Source organism: Novosphingobium sp. BL-S-20 (assembly GCF_055521635.1).
The window spans coordinates 492323-507445 of sequence record NZ_CM145494.1 but is presented as its reverse complement, the minus strand read 5'-3'; the positions used below and the strand labels follow the sequence as shown (position 1 = coordinate 507445).

The 15123-nt window shown below is 58.9% G+C and carries 12 protein-coding genes; 5 read left to right on the top strand and 7 right to left on the bottom strand.

The genetic code is table 11. From position 1 onward, the window contains the following. Positions 1 to 226: 226 nt before the first annotated feature. Positions 227 to 1087 carry a hypothetical protein gene (locus ACZ1II_RS10140; RefSeq protein ID WP_465146311.1) on the bottom strand — a complete coding sequence of 287 codons (861 nt, stop codon included), beginning with the start codon at positions 1085 to 1087 and terminating at the stop codon, positions 227 to 229. Here ACZ1II_RS10140 and ACZ1II_RS10135 point away from each other — a divergent pair. From ACZ1II_RS10135 to tnpC, 4 genes are all read left to right on the top strand, one after another. Further along, positions 1070 to 2197: an IS5 family transposase gene (locus ACZ1II_RS10135; protein ID WP_465144525.1), complete on the top strand. Its 1128-nt coding sequence runs from the start codon at positions 1070 to 1072 to the stop codon at positions 2195 to 2197. The two genes, ACZ1II_RS10140 and ACZ1II_RS10135, sit on opposite strands and share 18 nt — an antisense overlap. Positions 2198 to 2660: 463 nt before the next feature. Further along, positions 2661 to 3026, top strand: a complete 366-nt coding sequence (gene tnpA / locus ACZ1II_RS10130; RefSeq protein WP_465146310.1) for an IS66-like element accessory protein TnpA — start codon at positions 2661 to 2663, stop codon at positions 3024 to 3026. Further along, positions 3023 to 3376: an IS66 family insertion sequence element accessory protein TnpB gene (gene tnpB / locus ACZ1II_RS10125; protein WP_011608149.1), complete on the top strand. Its 354-nt coding sequence runs from the start codon at positions 3023 to 3025 to the stop codon at positions 3374 to 3376. The genes tnpA and tnpB overlap by 4 nt, the downstream gene beginning before the upstream one ends. Positions 3377 to 3530: 154 nt before the next feature. Beyond that, positions 3531 to 5057, top strand: a complete 1527-nt coding sequence (gene tnpC / locus ACZ1II_RS10120) for an IS66 family transposase (protein ID WP_465147276.1) — start codon at positions 3531 to 3533, stop codon at positions 5055 to 5057. Positions 5058 to 5369: 312 nt separating this feature from the next. On the opposite strand, the gene ACZ1II_RS10115 is transcribed toward tnpC, so the two are convergent. From ACZ1II_RS10115 to ACZ1II_RS10105, 3 genes are all read right to left on the bottom strand, one after another. Next, positions 5370 to 6245 carry a hypothetical protein gene (locus ACZ1II_RS10115; RefSeq protein ID WP_465146309.1) on the bottom strand — a complete coding sequence of 292 codons (876 nt, stop codon included), beginning with the start codon at positions 6243 to 6245 and terminating at the stop codon, positions 5370 to 5372. Between the two features lie 564 nt (positions 6246 to 6809). Further along, positions 6810 to 7694: a hypothetical protein gene (locus ACZ1II_RS10110; protein WP_465146308.1), complete on the bottom strand. Its 885-nt coding sequence runs from the start codon at positions 7692 to 7694 to the stop codon at positions 6810 to 6812. Beyond that, positions 7691 to 8935: an AAA family ATPase gene (locus ACZ1II_RS10105; RefSeq protein ID WP_465146307.1), complete on the bottom strand. Its 1245-nt coding sequence runs from the start codon at positions 8933 to 8935 to the stop codon at positions 7691 to 7693. The genes ACZ1II_RS10110 and ACZ1II_RS10105 overlap by 4 nt, the downstream gene beginning before the upstream one ends. A 197-nt stretch (positions 8936 to 9132) precedes the next feature. Between ACZ1II_RS10105 and ACZ1II_RS10100 the strand changes: the two genes are divergently transcribed. Continuing rightward, positions 9133 to 10839: an N-6 DNA methylase gene (locus tag ACZ1II_RS10100; RefSeq protein WP_465146306.1), complete on the top strand. Its 1707-nt coding sequence runs from the start codon at positions 9133 to 9135 to the stop codon at positions 10837 to 10839. 7 nt (positions 10840 to 10846) lie between these two features. On the opposite strand, the gene ACZ1II_RS10095 is transcribed toward ACZ1II_RS10100, so the two are convergent. The 3 genes from ACZ1II_RS10095 to ACZ1II_RS10085 are packed head-to-tail and all read right to left on the bottom strand — an operon-like array spanning position 10847 to position 15018. Then, entirely contained in the window at positions 10847 to 11530 is a 684-nt protein-coding gene (locus ACZ1II_RS10095; RefSeq protein ID WP_465146305.1) for a hypothetical protein, read from the bottom strand. An 18-nt stretch (positions 11531 to 11548) separates the two neighbouring features. Next, positions 11549 to 12643 (bottom strand): hypothetical protein, encoded by a 1095-nt coding sequence (locus ACZ1II_RS10090; RefSeq protein ID WP_465146304.1) that lies wholly within the window; start codon positions 12641 to 12643, stop codon positions 11549 to 11551. Then, complete coding sequence (locus ACZ1II_RS10085; protein WP_465146303.1) at positions 12640 to 15018, bottom strand: sensor histidine kinase; 2379 nt, start codon at positions 15016 to 15018, stop codon at positions 12640 to 12642. The genes ACZ1II_RS10090 and ACZ1II_RS10085 overlap by 4 nt, the downstream gene beginning before the upstream one ends. Between the last annotated feature and the right edge of the window lie 105 nt (positions 15019 to 15123).

The following is a 15123-nucleotide window of genomic DNA, read 5'->3' as shown; positions in this document are numbered from 1 at the left end:
CTATCCGACAATTTCAATTGCTTGGCGTTGGAAAGCTCAAGAAATCTGAGGTTTTTGCGGATGTCCAGCTACGTCAATCTCCGATATGTGCCGAACGGAGGTTATCTGCCGCTCGGCGAGCCGCAAGCTTAAGAAAAGGTGGGTGGTTCCGATCCCACGGCAATATCCTTGTGTTTGACATCCAGCAACGGGTGGCGCTTGGCGACCTGCTGCGGGCTTCCGGGGACTAACGCGATATGGGCCGTAGCGACTGCCGGCCGTTGTGCACCCCGTGAGAGCGGCTCCTTCCCCGGCCCTCCTCCACCGCCTTCGCGCCGCGAGACCCGGCTCCGTGCACCACGACCGGCGTCCAATCAACTGGGCATCCCGACCGATCGAATTGCGCCTCGAGCTCACCTTGTGTGATGGAATGGTCGGTGCAATAGATCAGCGCGAAGTGATGCCTCCAAGCTTGATCCCCTCGATAGCCGAACATGTCCTCGAAGATCCCCGGCGTCTCCGAACGGGTTTCCCTCTCGGATGTCACGAACTTCACCTCGATTAACACACCGAGAGAATCTACGCCGATGTCCGCCTTAAAGGGCTTGATCACCTGCGATAGTTCGACCTGCCGGCGCGCGCTCGGGTGGACTAGCCTGATGAATTCGAAGAGCGCCTTTTCGACATCTTTCTCCGACTTAGGAATGACTTTAGCGCGCGTCAGGATCGTCGACGTCAGCCGCAGGATGCCGTCGATTTGGGCCACAGGATCTATGCCCGTCGGCGCATCGGACGGCCCAAGGCTAGCCTCGACGTCCAATAGCGTGCGAGCCAAAAAGTTCAGCGGCTCGCTCACCTGCGTCTCGGGATCCCACTCAGCATGGTCAGTATCGCCCAGACCGCCCTCGAATTCGCGGAACGAGGTGAGATATTCTCCCAGAAACACCGGCACCTCAAGCTGCTCAAGGAGTAGGATCAGGCGACTATGCGCGCACAAAAGCATACGCTCTAACAGGTCGCGGAAAAAGGAACTTCCCTTGAGGCCGTTGAGGTGATTCAAGTCGCCTCGACCGAGGTTGAAGGATTGAAGATGCGCGGCGGCGATCACCGGAGCGAAGGGCTGTTTTCTTACGTGAGCTGCGAAGCTCGGGTACCGGCGGATCATCCGCTGCGGGCAATCCGTGCAATTGTCGACGAGGCGTTTGAGGTGATGTCGGGGGATTTCGACGCGATGTACTCGCGTATTGGCCGGCCGTCGATCCCGCCCGAGAAGCTGCTGCGTGCGCTGCTGCTGCAGGCCTTCTATACGATCCGCTCGGAACGCCAGCTGATGGAGCAGATGGATTACAATCTGCTTTTCCGCTGGTTCGTAGGGCTGGCGATGGATGCGCCGATCTGGGATGTGACGGTCTTCACCAAGAACCGCGAGAGGCTGCTTGGCGGCGATATCGCCGCCAAGTTTCTGTCCGCGATCGTAGGGCAATCGCGCGTGCAGGCGCTGCTGTCAGACGACCACTTCTCGGTGGACGGTACGCTGATCGAAGCCTGGGCGAGCATAAAGAGCTTCAGGCCCAAGGATGACACCGCCTCGGACGGTGACGACGACGACAGCGCTTCGGGTACCGGACAAAACGGTCACGCCAAGGCCAAGGGGCGCAATGCTGAGCGCGATTTCCATGGCGAGAAGTGGAGCAACCTCACCCACGCCTCAACCACCGATCCTGATGCCCGGCTATTCAAGAAGGCACGCGGTCAGGCCGCGAAGCTGTGCCACATGGCCCATGTCCTCATGGAAAACCGGCACGGTCTGGTTGTGGATGCAACGCTCACCCATGCCACGGGCACGGCCGAACGGGAGGCCGCGCTGACCATGCTTAGCCGTATGAAGGGGCGTCATCGCATCACGCTGGCGGCAGACAAAGCCTACGATACCGTCCACTTCGTCGCCGCGTTGCGCGAGATCGGAGTTACCCCGCACGTGGCACAGAACGTCAATGGCAGGCGCTCCGCCATTGATGGGCGCACCACCCGCCACCCTGGTTACGCGGTTTCTCAGCGGATCAGGAAACGGATCGAAGAGGTCTTTGGCTGGGCCAAGACCAGCGGAAACCTGCGCAAGACCCGACATCGAGGGCAAGCCCGCGTGGGGTGGAACTTCACATTGACCGCTGCGGCTTACAATCTCATCAGGCTACCAAAGCTGCTGGTGGCAGCATAACTGTGCCCGAAATCCGCAGAAAGAAGGGTCCTGGCAAGCGCGGCAGTCAACAGATACCGATGACACCACCCCGTTGGCGCTAAACCTAATCAAAATCAGGCGCTCAAACGGTCCGAAACTGACTTTTTCCGCGGCGTGCTAAGGCCTCTTTCTCGGCGGCGAGCTCCTCCTCGGCTGATGGGTGGCCGTCTTCTTCAGAAACTCCCCAGGCTGCGGCCTCGATAGCGCGAAGCTGGCGGCGACACCTGTCGAGCTGGTCGCGTACGGCTTGCCATACCTTGGGGGGCACTTCGCGACTGGTGTGATGAAAGTAAGTCATTGCTCCAGACTAGGTAAGCGGTCAAAATCCCCCACATTTTCAGAAGCTCTGAGTTTGGTAGTTTCGTCGCATTGAACGGCGAGGTTACCAGTGAGTGATGAAACTGATTTCGAAACATGTTTCGAAACGAGCGCCCCGGGTCAGGTGCAGCGGCTTGACGTGATCGAAAGTGCGCGGGGCAAGCGGTACTGGACGCCCGAGGCGCGGGCGCAGATCATCGCGGAAAGCCTGGAGCCGGGTGCCAATGTGTCAGCGGTGGCGCGCCGCCACGGGCTGTTTCCCCAGCAGTTGTACACATGGCGGCGCGGATTGCGGGAGCGCGCGGAGGCGATGACCTTTGTGCCGGCAATGGTCGCGCGTGGGAAGGTCGACGAGCTGTCCAGCGCGGCAGTGCCACCAGTCAGCGGACAGATCGTCGTCGAGGCAAGCGGGCTGTTGATCCGCATCCCGCCCGACGTGAGCGCGGATCACATCGAGCGGGTATTGTTGGCCGCGCGGGTGAGCGCGTGATTATCCCGCCCGGCCCCCTGAAGGTACTGGTCGCAACGCAGCCCGTGGACTTCAGGAAAGGAATGGTGGGCCTTGCCTCGCTGGTCGAGCGCGAACTCAGGCTCGATCCCTTCTCAGGTATGCTGTTTATCTTCCGAGCGCGCAGGGCGGACCGGATCAAACTCCTGGTCTGGGACGGCACCGGGCTGGTGCTGGTGACGAAGCGCTTGCACGATGGGAAGTTCCGTTGGCCACGCCCGGGAGACGGGGTGATGAAGCTGTCAGCGGCGCAAGCCTCGGCGTTGATCGAGGGGTTGGACTGGTCGCGCGTGCACGTGCCGCGCGTGCCCAAACCGCTTCATGCGCAGTAGGCCGCATGCCTGATTCTGCTTGGCGCAAGGCTGTTCCTCCCGAGGCAAAATCCCCTAGAATGCAGGTGTGGCGGCGCATCCAGAACTCCCCGCAGCGACCGGCGCAGAAGCCGGATACGATGAGCTTCCCGACGACGTCGAGCAGCTCAAGGCGATGTTGCTGGCTGAGCGCGCCCGCGCAGCGCGGCTCGAGCATATCCTCAAGCTGATCAACCGCACGACCTTCGGCAAGCGTTCGGAGAAGCTTCCTGCCGATCAGCTCGCACTGGCGCTGGAAGACCAGGCCGTGGCCCTTGGCGAAGCCCAGGGCCTGCAGGATAAGACAAACGAAGAAGCCGAGCGTCATGGCCTCGTGCCTCGCAAACGCCGGCCCGCCGATACACAGCGCGCATCGCTGCCGGCGCATCTGCCGCGCTTCGAGGTGGTGATCGAACCCGACAGCCTGGAATGCGCCTGTGGCGGCGCGCTGCACAAGATCGGCGAGGACCGTGCGGAACGGCTCGACATCATCCCGGCGCAGCACCGCGTCATGGTGACGATCCGGCCGCGCTATGCATGCCGGTGCTGTACCGATGGCGTACACCAGGCCCCGGCACCGGCGCGCGTGGTGCCGGGCGGCTTGCCGACCGAAGCGCTGATCGCCGATGTTCTCATCAACAAATACTGCGACCACCTTCCGCTTTACCGCCAGTCGAAGATCTTCGCGCGGCAGGGCATCGAGATCAGCCGCGCCACGCTGGCCAACTGGGTCGGCCGGGGCATTGCGGCGCTGCTGCCGATCGTCGACCGGATGCGCGTGGATGCACTTGCACGATCACGGCTGTTCGTCGACGAAACCACCGTCAAGGTGCTGGCACCGGGGACCGGCAAGGCCAAAACCGGCTACATGTGGGTCATCGTCTGTGACGACCGGGCCCATGGCGGTGCCGATCCGCCGCTGGCGCTCTACACCTATATGCCCGGCCGCGGGGCCATGTGGGCCAGACAGCTGCTGGGAGCCTACCAAGGCATCCTGCAGGTCGATGCCTGGCAAGCCTACGACCAGTTTGGCAAGGACGACCGCGCCAATGCTGGCGTCTGGAAATCCTACTGTTGGGCGCACCTGCGACGTAAGTTTGTCGACGCGGGCAGTGATGCTCCGATCGCGCAGGATGCGTTGCAGCGCATCGCGAGGATTTACGGCATCGAAAAGGACATCCGTGGTCGCCCGCCCGAGGAGCGCCTTGCTGTACGGCAGGAGCGAAGCCGTCCGCTGATCGATAGCCTCCATGCTTGGTTCACTGCCATCAGCCCCCGCATCATGGCTGGCTCCGCGACAAGCGACGCGATGAAATATGCGCTGAAACGTTGGGCGGGCTTCAGCCGGTTCCTCGACGACGGACGGATCGAGCTCGACAACAACGCCGCCGAACGTGCCATCCGGCCAGTGACTCTGCAGAGAAAAAATGCGTTGTTCGCCGGTCACCAACTCGGCGCCGAAAATTGGGCGGCCATCGCCTCGCTGGTCGAAACCTGCAAGATGCTGGACCTCGAGCCCTACGCCTACCTCTCCGATGTACTCGCCCGAATCATCAGCCGCTCCGACACCGATCCGATCGACGATCTGCTCCCATACAACTGGGTCAATACAAACGCCGGGCAAACCATGTTCGAAATGAGCAACATCGTCACCGCTGCTTGATCACCGAAAAGACATCGCCAAACCTGACGGGGTGGCTCCACCGCCACGTGGGAGATTTTTACCGCTTACCAGACTAGAATACGCCGGCCAAAATGTAAGCGTCACGACCCTTTGGAGACGCTCAGCGATCGAATCTCGGCCCCTAGGTGCAGAGGGCAAAACTCGCGACCAGATATAACTGTTCACCAAGCATGCTGCCAACGTCTGGATCAGACAAGAATCTGCCATATAGCAAACGGGCAAATTTTGCAATTCGTAGCCAAACGACCCGACCGCTGAAAGCGAACACTCCAGAAGACCGGCTATATACCTTTAGGCGCCGTTCTTCTTCTTATCCTTCCAGGCGTTGAAATCGGCTTTGTGTTTTTCGATAAAGTTACTGCACCCAAGTCGGTCAAAGGTCTTTGGCAGATTTAGCTTTAGCGCGACCGCGATATCTCTGGCGAAATTCGCCATGGCCTCGGTCGGAGCTTGCGTTGCTTGTTCGGACTGCTGAATTGAGATCAGTTCGGTAATCTGGCTCTCGCTGTCTAGTCTGACCAAGATTGGCGGGATGTGGACTGCCGCGAAGCATTTCCCCTGTGCGTCTTTGGCATTTATTAGCAAATCGGTTTCGCTTTCGATTATAAAGTCAAAAAAATCCACCGCCGTATTGAGAATCGGATCCGGACCTCTTTCGATTTTCCACCCGTCGAAGATTTCAAATGCTGGATTATCTTCATTCCAGATTCCGCGATCCTGCGCGGCAAAAAATGGCGCGAAGGCGTCGTAAATCGCATCTACGCGATACAGGCAAGCAAGCTCAAGATCTTGCGTTTCGAAATAGAAGCAAATCCATGTCGAAATATTCGACACTCGTTGAAATTCGTGCAGTTCTACAATCTCTGACCAGCTCAGGCGAACATACATAACTTGGAACGACTCTTCCGGTTCGTTCCAGTTATTTCCTTCGAGAACGATTGAGCGCTTGCGTTCCTGATAGGCCTTCACGTCGACGGCAACCGTGCCGATCCCATCAAGGAAAATAAGAAAGTCGGGTCTATGTAGGGGGCGCCGCGGTCTGGCCATCTTGGCGCCATGGGCGGACAATCCCTGAGCTTGATCGATGAAGACCCAAGGACATCCCTGGCGGGTCAGCCAGTCTGAAAAAGCCTGTTCACTCACACTCATTTCATGCTTGTTCGCCAAGATTCTGCCACCTTTGCTCATTTGAGATCCATCATCCTTTATCAGCGTATTCCGTCAAGCAATCGGCGTTGGCCGCCGTAGGCGATGGCATTGAATCAGTTCGGACTTGCGAGGAGCGCCGCATACAAAGCACAGGTCGTCGAGCACATCTGCTCCTTTAGGGCGGTTATCGCGTGAACAGGGCCTATCTGTCGGGATGCGTCCGCCACCTATGCGCGGAGTTCGACAAATTATGGGCCGCCTTCATCACTTGTCGCCCTAATCGAAAGTCCATAAAGATGAACCCAACCCCCCTGCGGACCAGGTCGAAGAGTAAGAGAGTCTGCTTCTGGGTTCATAAAGCATAGGTCGAAAAGGCGAGATCTCGCCCGTAGCCAAATGGGCAGGCGACAGGCATGCATTGCTTGCCTGTTTGATATCGGCTTTCGTCGCCAACGATGAACTGGATACAAGGCTGGCTCTGTTCGCGGTCAAATGTGGCGGCGGGAAAATTTGGTATGTTAGGTCATTCGCGCTTACGAAAGTCAATACACGGGGGCTCTACGCCCCTTTTCGTCTTGTCATTTACAGCGCTGGCGGTGGCGCGCCCGGCTCCTCAAGCCCATATACCCGGCAAAGATCATAGGCCTTGCGCGCAGTCTCCGGATCATCATCCCAGAAGCGGCGGAACGATCGCAAGCAGTTTGCATGCGGCATTCGCGGATCTGCCGTCAGTCTCAGGACGGCATAGTCGCTGTCGTCTGCTCGGCCTTCCGCCAGGGCAACCAATGCGGTTCCGAGCAGCGCTATCATGCGCGCCCGCTCCCGATGCAGGTCTTCACGGCCATTGAGGTCGAAAAAATCGATCATCACCTGAGCTCGACGCGCGCTTCGGCCGCGCTTGCGCCTCGGACATGCGGTGGTGATGACAAATGTGATCAGATCTTCAGGATCTTCGTCATCGTCTCCTATGGGGTAACACAGCAACGGCCTTTCTGCCGTAAGCTCGTCCAACGAGGCGTCAGCCTGCCCCCGAACACCTTCTACGGGAAAGAAGTCCACCTTGAAGATGGAGTTACAGATTTTGCAGGCCGCAGCGTAATTGCCAAGATCGTAAGCAAGCCAATGGTAACCAGCTCCTGCAGAGCCCGTTGGGAAACCATACGTCAGCTGAGAGTGCCGGGATGGGTCCGGCCAGAGCGACACCGCGGACTTGGGCCGGAAATGCTCGAGGTCATACTCGATGCGCCCATATTCAGGACTGGCGAACTGACGTTCGCAAAACAGGCATTTGTTTTGCTGAAGGGTGATGAATACCGGCTTGACCACACTCCAGATCGAACTGTCTTCGGCATACGCGCCGGCCAGCCGAAGCGCGTCCGTCCTTTGCTGAGCCTTCTGTATCCAGCGCGCATCGATGTCAGATACGGCAGCCTCGATATCGGCGCGCGTCGACGAGTAACGGATCACGCTGACGGCTCGCTCCGGTCCGTATCTGCCAAGCCCGCCAAACGTTCAAGATAATCGAGCGCTGCCGATGAATCCCCATCCGCGACCCGTCTGAATAAGTCAGACGCCTGCCTCTGGAAGGCCTCCGGCCGGGTGGTGTTCAGGCCGAAATAGGATGACAGCAGGATCTGCTCCATACTTCTGCCGAACACGAATTCGCCCAACTGGTTGACCGTGACGGTACCGTCGACAGCGCGCTCGGTCACGAAGACATTTTCGCGCCTGACCGTGCTGGCGACAAGAGGGCTGTGCGAGGAGACGATGAACTGGATAAGAGGGAACGCCAGACCCAGCAGCGGCACGATATCTCTTTGCCAGGCGGGATGAAGGTGCAGATCGATCTCGTCGACAAGCACGATGCCAGGAATGTCTTCAAGCGCTGCTGACGTGGGCGCGACATCGACGAGATGACCGATCAGATCTCCAACCCAGCCAATGAAGGCCTTGTAGCCATCCGAGAGAGACGAAAAGGGCGTGGGCACACCTTCGAAGTCGAACATGAACTGGCGTTCCTCACGATCGAAATCACCGCGAAACTGAATGTCGGAAGGAAGCAATCCCGCCAGCGTATCCACGGCCTGATCAAAGCGGACCTGGTTCTCTTCCCGGAGTGGCAATAGCCAGTTTTCGAGAGGGCGCAGTGTGACATGGTCCTCGAACAAGCCGGCGACGCGCTGATAGCGAAGGCCTCGCGATCGCCGCGCAGTACTCTCGCTGTAGCCCCCTGTCTCCACCCGACGCGTGGCACCATAGCCAGCAACGAACATATCGGCCGAGAAGTCGTCATCCAACAAATGCGCAATGTCGGGATCGGGGTCCGGAACCAAGCGATCGAGGCTGCCTCGACCACCTTTGGTCTCCAAGCTGGCCGACAGTTCGATAGTGCCGTGTCTCGCGCCGGGCTGGCGCTCTGGGGGCACCCCGAGTACCTTCAGGCGGGCCACGTGAGGAGGACGCCCCCCTCGGGCCGGCCGCCGGACGAGGCGATAGGGCACAAAACCAGACTCAGCGAGTGAAGATGCCAGAATGGAAATCGCAACCGCTCGCAGGACCGAGGACTTTCCGCCACCATTGTCGCCAAGGATCAGATTTATGTTCGGTATTTCCGAAACCGGCTGGCGCGCGCGCCCTGGATACTGGAGATCGAGCACGGCATCGCCGAAACACTTGAAGTCGGAAATGGTCAATCTCTTGGCGTACATCTGCTCTTCCCGGTCTCGGTGCTTGCAACGCTAGCAGCGATGAGCGTTTCGCGAAACTGCGCTTTTTAGCCCTTTTCCGATACCTTTGCGATCAATTGGGCACCTGGGCATCTTGACCGTTTCTCCTGCCAACCGCTAACGCGTCGGCTCTGATCTAATAGACCAAGGGAGAGATCAGGGGCACGTGAGGTGAAGTGGTGAGTGATCGGGCAGCAGACATCAAGGAAGGCGCTCCGAGTGTCGTGTCGGCCCGTCCGCGCGAAGAGAGGCGCCAGATCGGGGCCTTCTACACGCCTCCGGTCCTTAGTCAGATGCTGGCCGACTGGGCCATTCGACTACCAACCGATACCGTTCTCGAGCCCAGTTTCGGAGGTTGCGGTTTCCTGGCCTCGGCCCGCACCCGCCTGAAGGATATGGGGGCGACCACGCCTGAAGCGCTCATCTTCGGATGCGACACAGATCCCGTGGCATTCGACTACCTGAACGGAGATTTTGCAGGGTGGGATCCCGCCAACAGGCTTGTCCTGCGCGATTTCCTCGAATGCCGCGACGTTCCTGGCTGGCCTGCCAAGTTCCAGACTGTCTTGGCAAACCCGCCCTACATCCGGCATCAGAAGTTGGGCGCTGCGGCGCGCGAGACAATCGCCAATTGGTCAGGAGCGATCTCTGGCGTTGGTGGCCGCGCCGGCCTGTGGGCTTACTTTATATCGCACGCCATCGGATTGCTCGAGGTGGGGGGACGTATGGCCTGGGTCCTGCCGGGCGCGTTGATGCAGGCCGACTACGCACAGCCCATCCGCGAATTCTTTGCCAAACGCTTCGACCGATGCGCCGCATTCATAGTGCATGAGCGCCTGTTTCTTGAAGAAGGCACCGATGAGGAGACCGTGATCATCCTCGCTGACGGTCTGCGTGAGGACGAGCGCGAGGACGGCTGCCTGGACGTCGACGATGCGACGACGCTCACGGAGCTTCGAGCGCTTATTGCGCGCTGGGATGTGGGCGAATGGCAAAACGTAGGCCGGGAGTCCCGCCCTGCCCTGATTGGCTGGCCGGATGGCGCACGAGTCCTATATGATCAATTGGACGCCCACGCCATAGCGCTTGGCACCCTTGCGTCGGTTTCGATAGGTCTGGTGACCGGAGCAAACGATTTCTTCGTGCTCTCAAGGAGCCAGGCGAACGAGGCCGGCTTGACCGAAGCCGATCTCGAGCCTGTCCTGCCCAAGTTCGTTGCTGCGCCGGGGTGCAGGTTTACGGCTGCTGATCACGGCGCCTATCTCGACAGGGGCAGCAAAGGCTGGCTGGTCAGCTCCCGTGGACGCGAAGGCAATCCGCGTATTACGGCTTATCTCCAGACGTTCGATCTGGAGCGAAAGCAAAAGGTCAGCACGTTCAAGAAACGCCCATGCTGGTCTGAGACGTCCGATGGAAAGCTGCCCGACGCGTTTCTTCCTGTAATGCATCACGCGGGACCGCGTCTCGTTCTCAACGAGCTGCGGTGCTCGTCCACAAACACGGTTCATCGTGTGACATTCAGCGATACACTGCCCCCGGCTCGGCGCATGCTTGCCTGTCTGAGCATGATGACCACCTTTTCGCAAATCTCTGGCGAGATCGTGGGGCGGCGGTACGGCTCGGGTGTTCTGAAGCATGAGCCAAGAGACGCCGAAGGCATACGGCTATTGATGCCTGACCTTTCGCCCGACGTCATCGAAACGGCTTTTGCGGCCGTTGACAAGGCACTGCGTGGGAACGATTTTGCTGCCGCCATGGCTCTGGCGGACAAGGTGATCTGCGGCGCCATCGATGCCAAAGCGCTCAAGAAAGTGAGCCTCCTTCATTCGACCTTGACCAGCATCAGGAACCGCAGAAGGCCAGAACGGCGGCGAAGCGACCGATAAGAGCAAATCAAGCCAAGGCCCACCGGTCGGCCCACATGTCAGCCAGAGCGGTTGATGTGCTGTTGCCGAGGCATCGCGTCAATCGCTCGACATAGGGCTGGTAGCAAAGCTTCTGCAGTGTCCGCACGGAATCACACCAACCACCGTCGTCGCGCAGGTTGCGGCGCCAGGCGTCCACGTAGAAGTTCGCAGCAACGGTCTCGCAAAAAAGCCCTACCTCCATGGGGGGATGGCACCAACGAGGCCCTTTCAGCGGATGGTCGAGATGCCGGGCCCCAGGGTTATGACCGCCGTACTGCAAATGGTAGAGCGGACCGTCCTGCATTCCTCCAGAATTCTCGTTGGCCAGATCCAGATGCCAGCGGGCGATGGGATCGCCCTTCAGATCATGGACCTCCAACGCCATATCCAGCCGTCGAAACAACGACATACCATCTTGCGCCTCCGCAGTTTCGATAGCGACGACGATTGACGGGGTCACCTCGCGCCCGTTCTTATCTCGGATACGGGAGAATACCAGCGGGCGGCCGTGATCAATCGTAAGGTTCCAGGACAGGCTGTCCCGTCCCTTTTTGACCTGCCCCGCCCGATCCCGTAGCACACCGACACCGTCCTGCGTCAGAATACCGTTTTCGCCCAGGCGATCTGCTATCCGCCTGAGCGCGCCGGCGACCTTTTCAGCGCTTATCATCGCAAAATACCGCCAGTTTCAATGTTCAGTACGTTCAGCGACCTTGATGACGGCGACCATCTCTTCATCAGTCTCGTCAATGGGTATTCTGGCGTCGTCGTGCCTGTCCAACTGAATGCAATCCCAGCAGATTTTACGACGTCTTGCATATCTGGGCAATTGCGGCTGGAACGATGTGACGGTGTGGCGCATCTCCACAGGTCGCCTGCAGACCCCACATGCCACGGCAATCAGCTCATCTGTCGCATCGTTCCAAGGGGAGTGGGCGGGCACGACCGTGGTCCCGAACCGATGGTTGAGCAATCCCGCTCGCTTAGCGGCCGACAGGGACGTGGCCTGTCCTTTGAAGGTATCGTGCGCCCACTCTTCAAGGCGATGCGCCCACCATCGCCGCCAACCTGTTGACAGCAGTCCGTCGTACTTCAGCCCTGCATCCTCAAGTACCGCGATCAATCCTTCAAAACTATCTTGCTCAATGCCCAGGATCGCGGCCGCGTCCGCGTCGTCCAAAAGGAGGCCGGGCTGTAGGATTATGGTTTTGAGGACCGTCCTCACCACAATGTGAGGGGCCGCTGCCGTTTCTATCGGGAATTTCAGGTCTTGCGAGAGAACCTGTTCTTCCTCGCTCTCGTTCAGGGACAGGATCGCAGCGACCTTGAAGTCAGGCGCCATCGACCTGAGGTTCGAATAGGCAGCGCCAAGAGCAATCAGCTCCTGCTGCACGTCGCTACGGTTCTTCTCGATCTGTTCCTTGGGGTAGACCCGATCGAACAGATCGTGCGCAGTCCTGTCAGGTTCGTAGACGCTGGAAATGTTCATTTCCGCCGAGACCAACACAATGCTGAAATCTGAGCCCGGTCGACTGATAGATTCATCCCGCAGGTGCTGGGCAAGGGCACTGCCCTTGTAGCCATCAGTCGGATCGATCTTGTCGAAATCCTCGTCGAGCCGATAATCAAGGGCAACAACAAGAGGTGCTTTCGCGATGATCGCCTGCGCAAGGTGTGTAAGCCGGTCGACCTGCATGTATTCGAAGTCGAGCGTATCACGGGTTGTGATCAGCGCTGCGACGCTGCGATCCTGATCATCGACAAAGATCCCCTTCATGGTCATGACGCACTCACAGACGACTTATGAGCCAGGATCCGGAATTCCATGCGGCAGGTGTATCCTTCGGACGGGTCTGCAACGCCAACGCTGCCGCCATAACTGCTCGCAATATCCGAGACAATCTTGAGACCGAGACCCGTGCCAGGTCCGGCAACTTCATCCTTAGCCGAGCCCCCGGTCGTTGTGAAGAAGGCGTTGAATACCTTATCCCGGTCTTCTGCGGCAATACCTGCACCATTGTCCTCGAAGGCAATCACGATGTGCTCGCCTTCCAGCCGCGCTTCGACCCGAACCTTGCGGGGCGAAACCTTGGCACGAGCCATCGACTTGATGGAGTTCGTGAGGAAGTTCAGCAGCACGGAATCGAGTTCGCTGCCATGCACAGGCGCCGTGCGGATATGCTTTGGTTGAACATCGACGGCGAACTCGACTTTTTGCCGACCCATGTAATCGCTGAACTGTTTCCGGAACCGCTCGATCGCACCAACGACCGATAGGTCCCGCAGCGCGCGCACTTCGGTACTGGTCATAAGTCCAGCGATGTATCCTCCGATGTCGAACAATCGGTCAGCTGCGTGTGACAACTCGATCTGACGCTCGTCGAGTTCAGTCCGCGCATTTCCATCGGGCAGTTCCCCGATCGCTTCTTTCATCAGAATGATGTTGGATGCCATCGCACCGCGCGCGCCCTTTACCTCATGGCCGAACACGCTGATTGAAAGACCAAGGGACGCCAGAATGCGCAGCATTTCTTCGTACTCGAGAGAAGCAGCACGACTGGCTTCGACCTCCTGTTCAAAAGCGATCTGCGCAGCCTCGATCTCGGCCAACTGCGCATCGGTGACAGGCCGCGGAGCAATTGCGGGTGCGCCGTCCGGGATAGCGGCCGGTGGCACGCCCTCACCGTCCTCCCTTTGAGACGAAGAGTTCGCGCTACGAAGATCTTTGAGCAGATCGGATGGACGCTTTCGTGAGACGAAATCCGGCGCATGGGCCGTGAGTTTTCGCTCACGGATTTCGCCGACGCGCGTGATCGCCCACTCTAGGGCCCAGCGGACGAAGGAACGGAGTTCGTCAAACGCTTCGTTCTCAAGCAGTCCTTCGCGGCTGCTGGTTTCTTCGAAAAGAGGGTTTTGCTTCGCGCTAAGCCTGACCTCTCCGAAGAAGTTACGATTGGATGCAGGCAACAGAATATTGCGGCGAGCAGTGTCAGCATCGAACCCAAGCCAGTCATCCTTGGGTTCGCCGTACGGGAGCACGCGAAACCCGTTTCGGTAAATACGGACACCGCCGTACTCCCGCCCCATTCGCGTGGCCACATCCTGACTAAGGCCGGACAACATGTCACGCGCGTAAATGAAGTATCGCGTTTCGGCTTGCAACGCGCCAGTCGCCAGATAGCGCTCATCGCTTGTTGCCTGCGCATCGAGGCCCAACTTCTGCGAATGCAGATACACCCTGCCAACGCCCTCCTCGTCGATGGTAGCCGTGATCCTGGCAAGCGCCAAATCGAGGAAGGACTTCTCGATGGAAAACAGCTCTTCCTGCGTTTCCTGGCGCACACCATTTATCGTGACCTGGAACCCCGGGTCGCGTTCGGGCGCGTCGGGCGTAGCAATCGCCGCATCGGCGGCGTCCTTGGAACTGCCTTTAGGGGTTGAGAGATCTGCCTTTTCACGCGCAGCTGCTAGATCAAAAGGCGGCTGAAGGAGCACGACCGCCCGCCATACCTTGTCGATCGCCATTTTGGGCCAGGAATCGCGCAGGTCGACAATTTCCAAGCGGGTTCCATGCTCGTCGGCTTCCTTCTGGAAACGCTCGATCGAACTGAAGACGTCGTTGAGGTCGCGCCCCGGCGTGAAGGCGGCATCCCAGTCAAAATGGACACGATAGCCCTGAGTACTCCCTTCCGGCTTGGTCGTAAGCACAAGCCTGCGGCCGAGGCGCTGGACTGCGAAACGCCCGATACCCTTCTTCCCGGCCCGCGTTCGCCTGTAACGCAATGACACGGGCTCTTCCGTCTTAGAATTGGTAGAAATTCTCATCCATGCAGCACGAATGACCTCTTCGGTCATTCCAAGGCCGTCATCCTCAATGGTCAGAGTTCCGCCGCGGGATTTCTCTCCTTCGAAGCTGAGGGAAACCGTCGATGCGTCAGCATCGAAACCGTTCTTGATCAGTTCGGAAAGCGCTGTTTCCTGCTTCCCGACCAGATGCTCCCCGAGGCGCTGGATGTGTGCTGCATCAACCGAGAAACGTACGCTCGAAGGATCGCTGTCAACGACCCGTCGACTAGCGTCCTCTATCCGCTTCCAGTCGGGCGCATCTTTAGCCAGTTCTTCCGCAATGATCTTACGGTTTGCCGCTTCATCCGACATCATTCACCGCCAAAACTGCAAAGAGACCAACCGCGTTGAAAACCATTGAAAAACCTGCATTTCGGCTACGCCAAATCGATGTCACGCTTCGACGTTAGCGACATG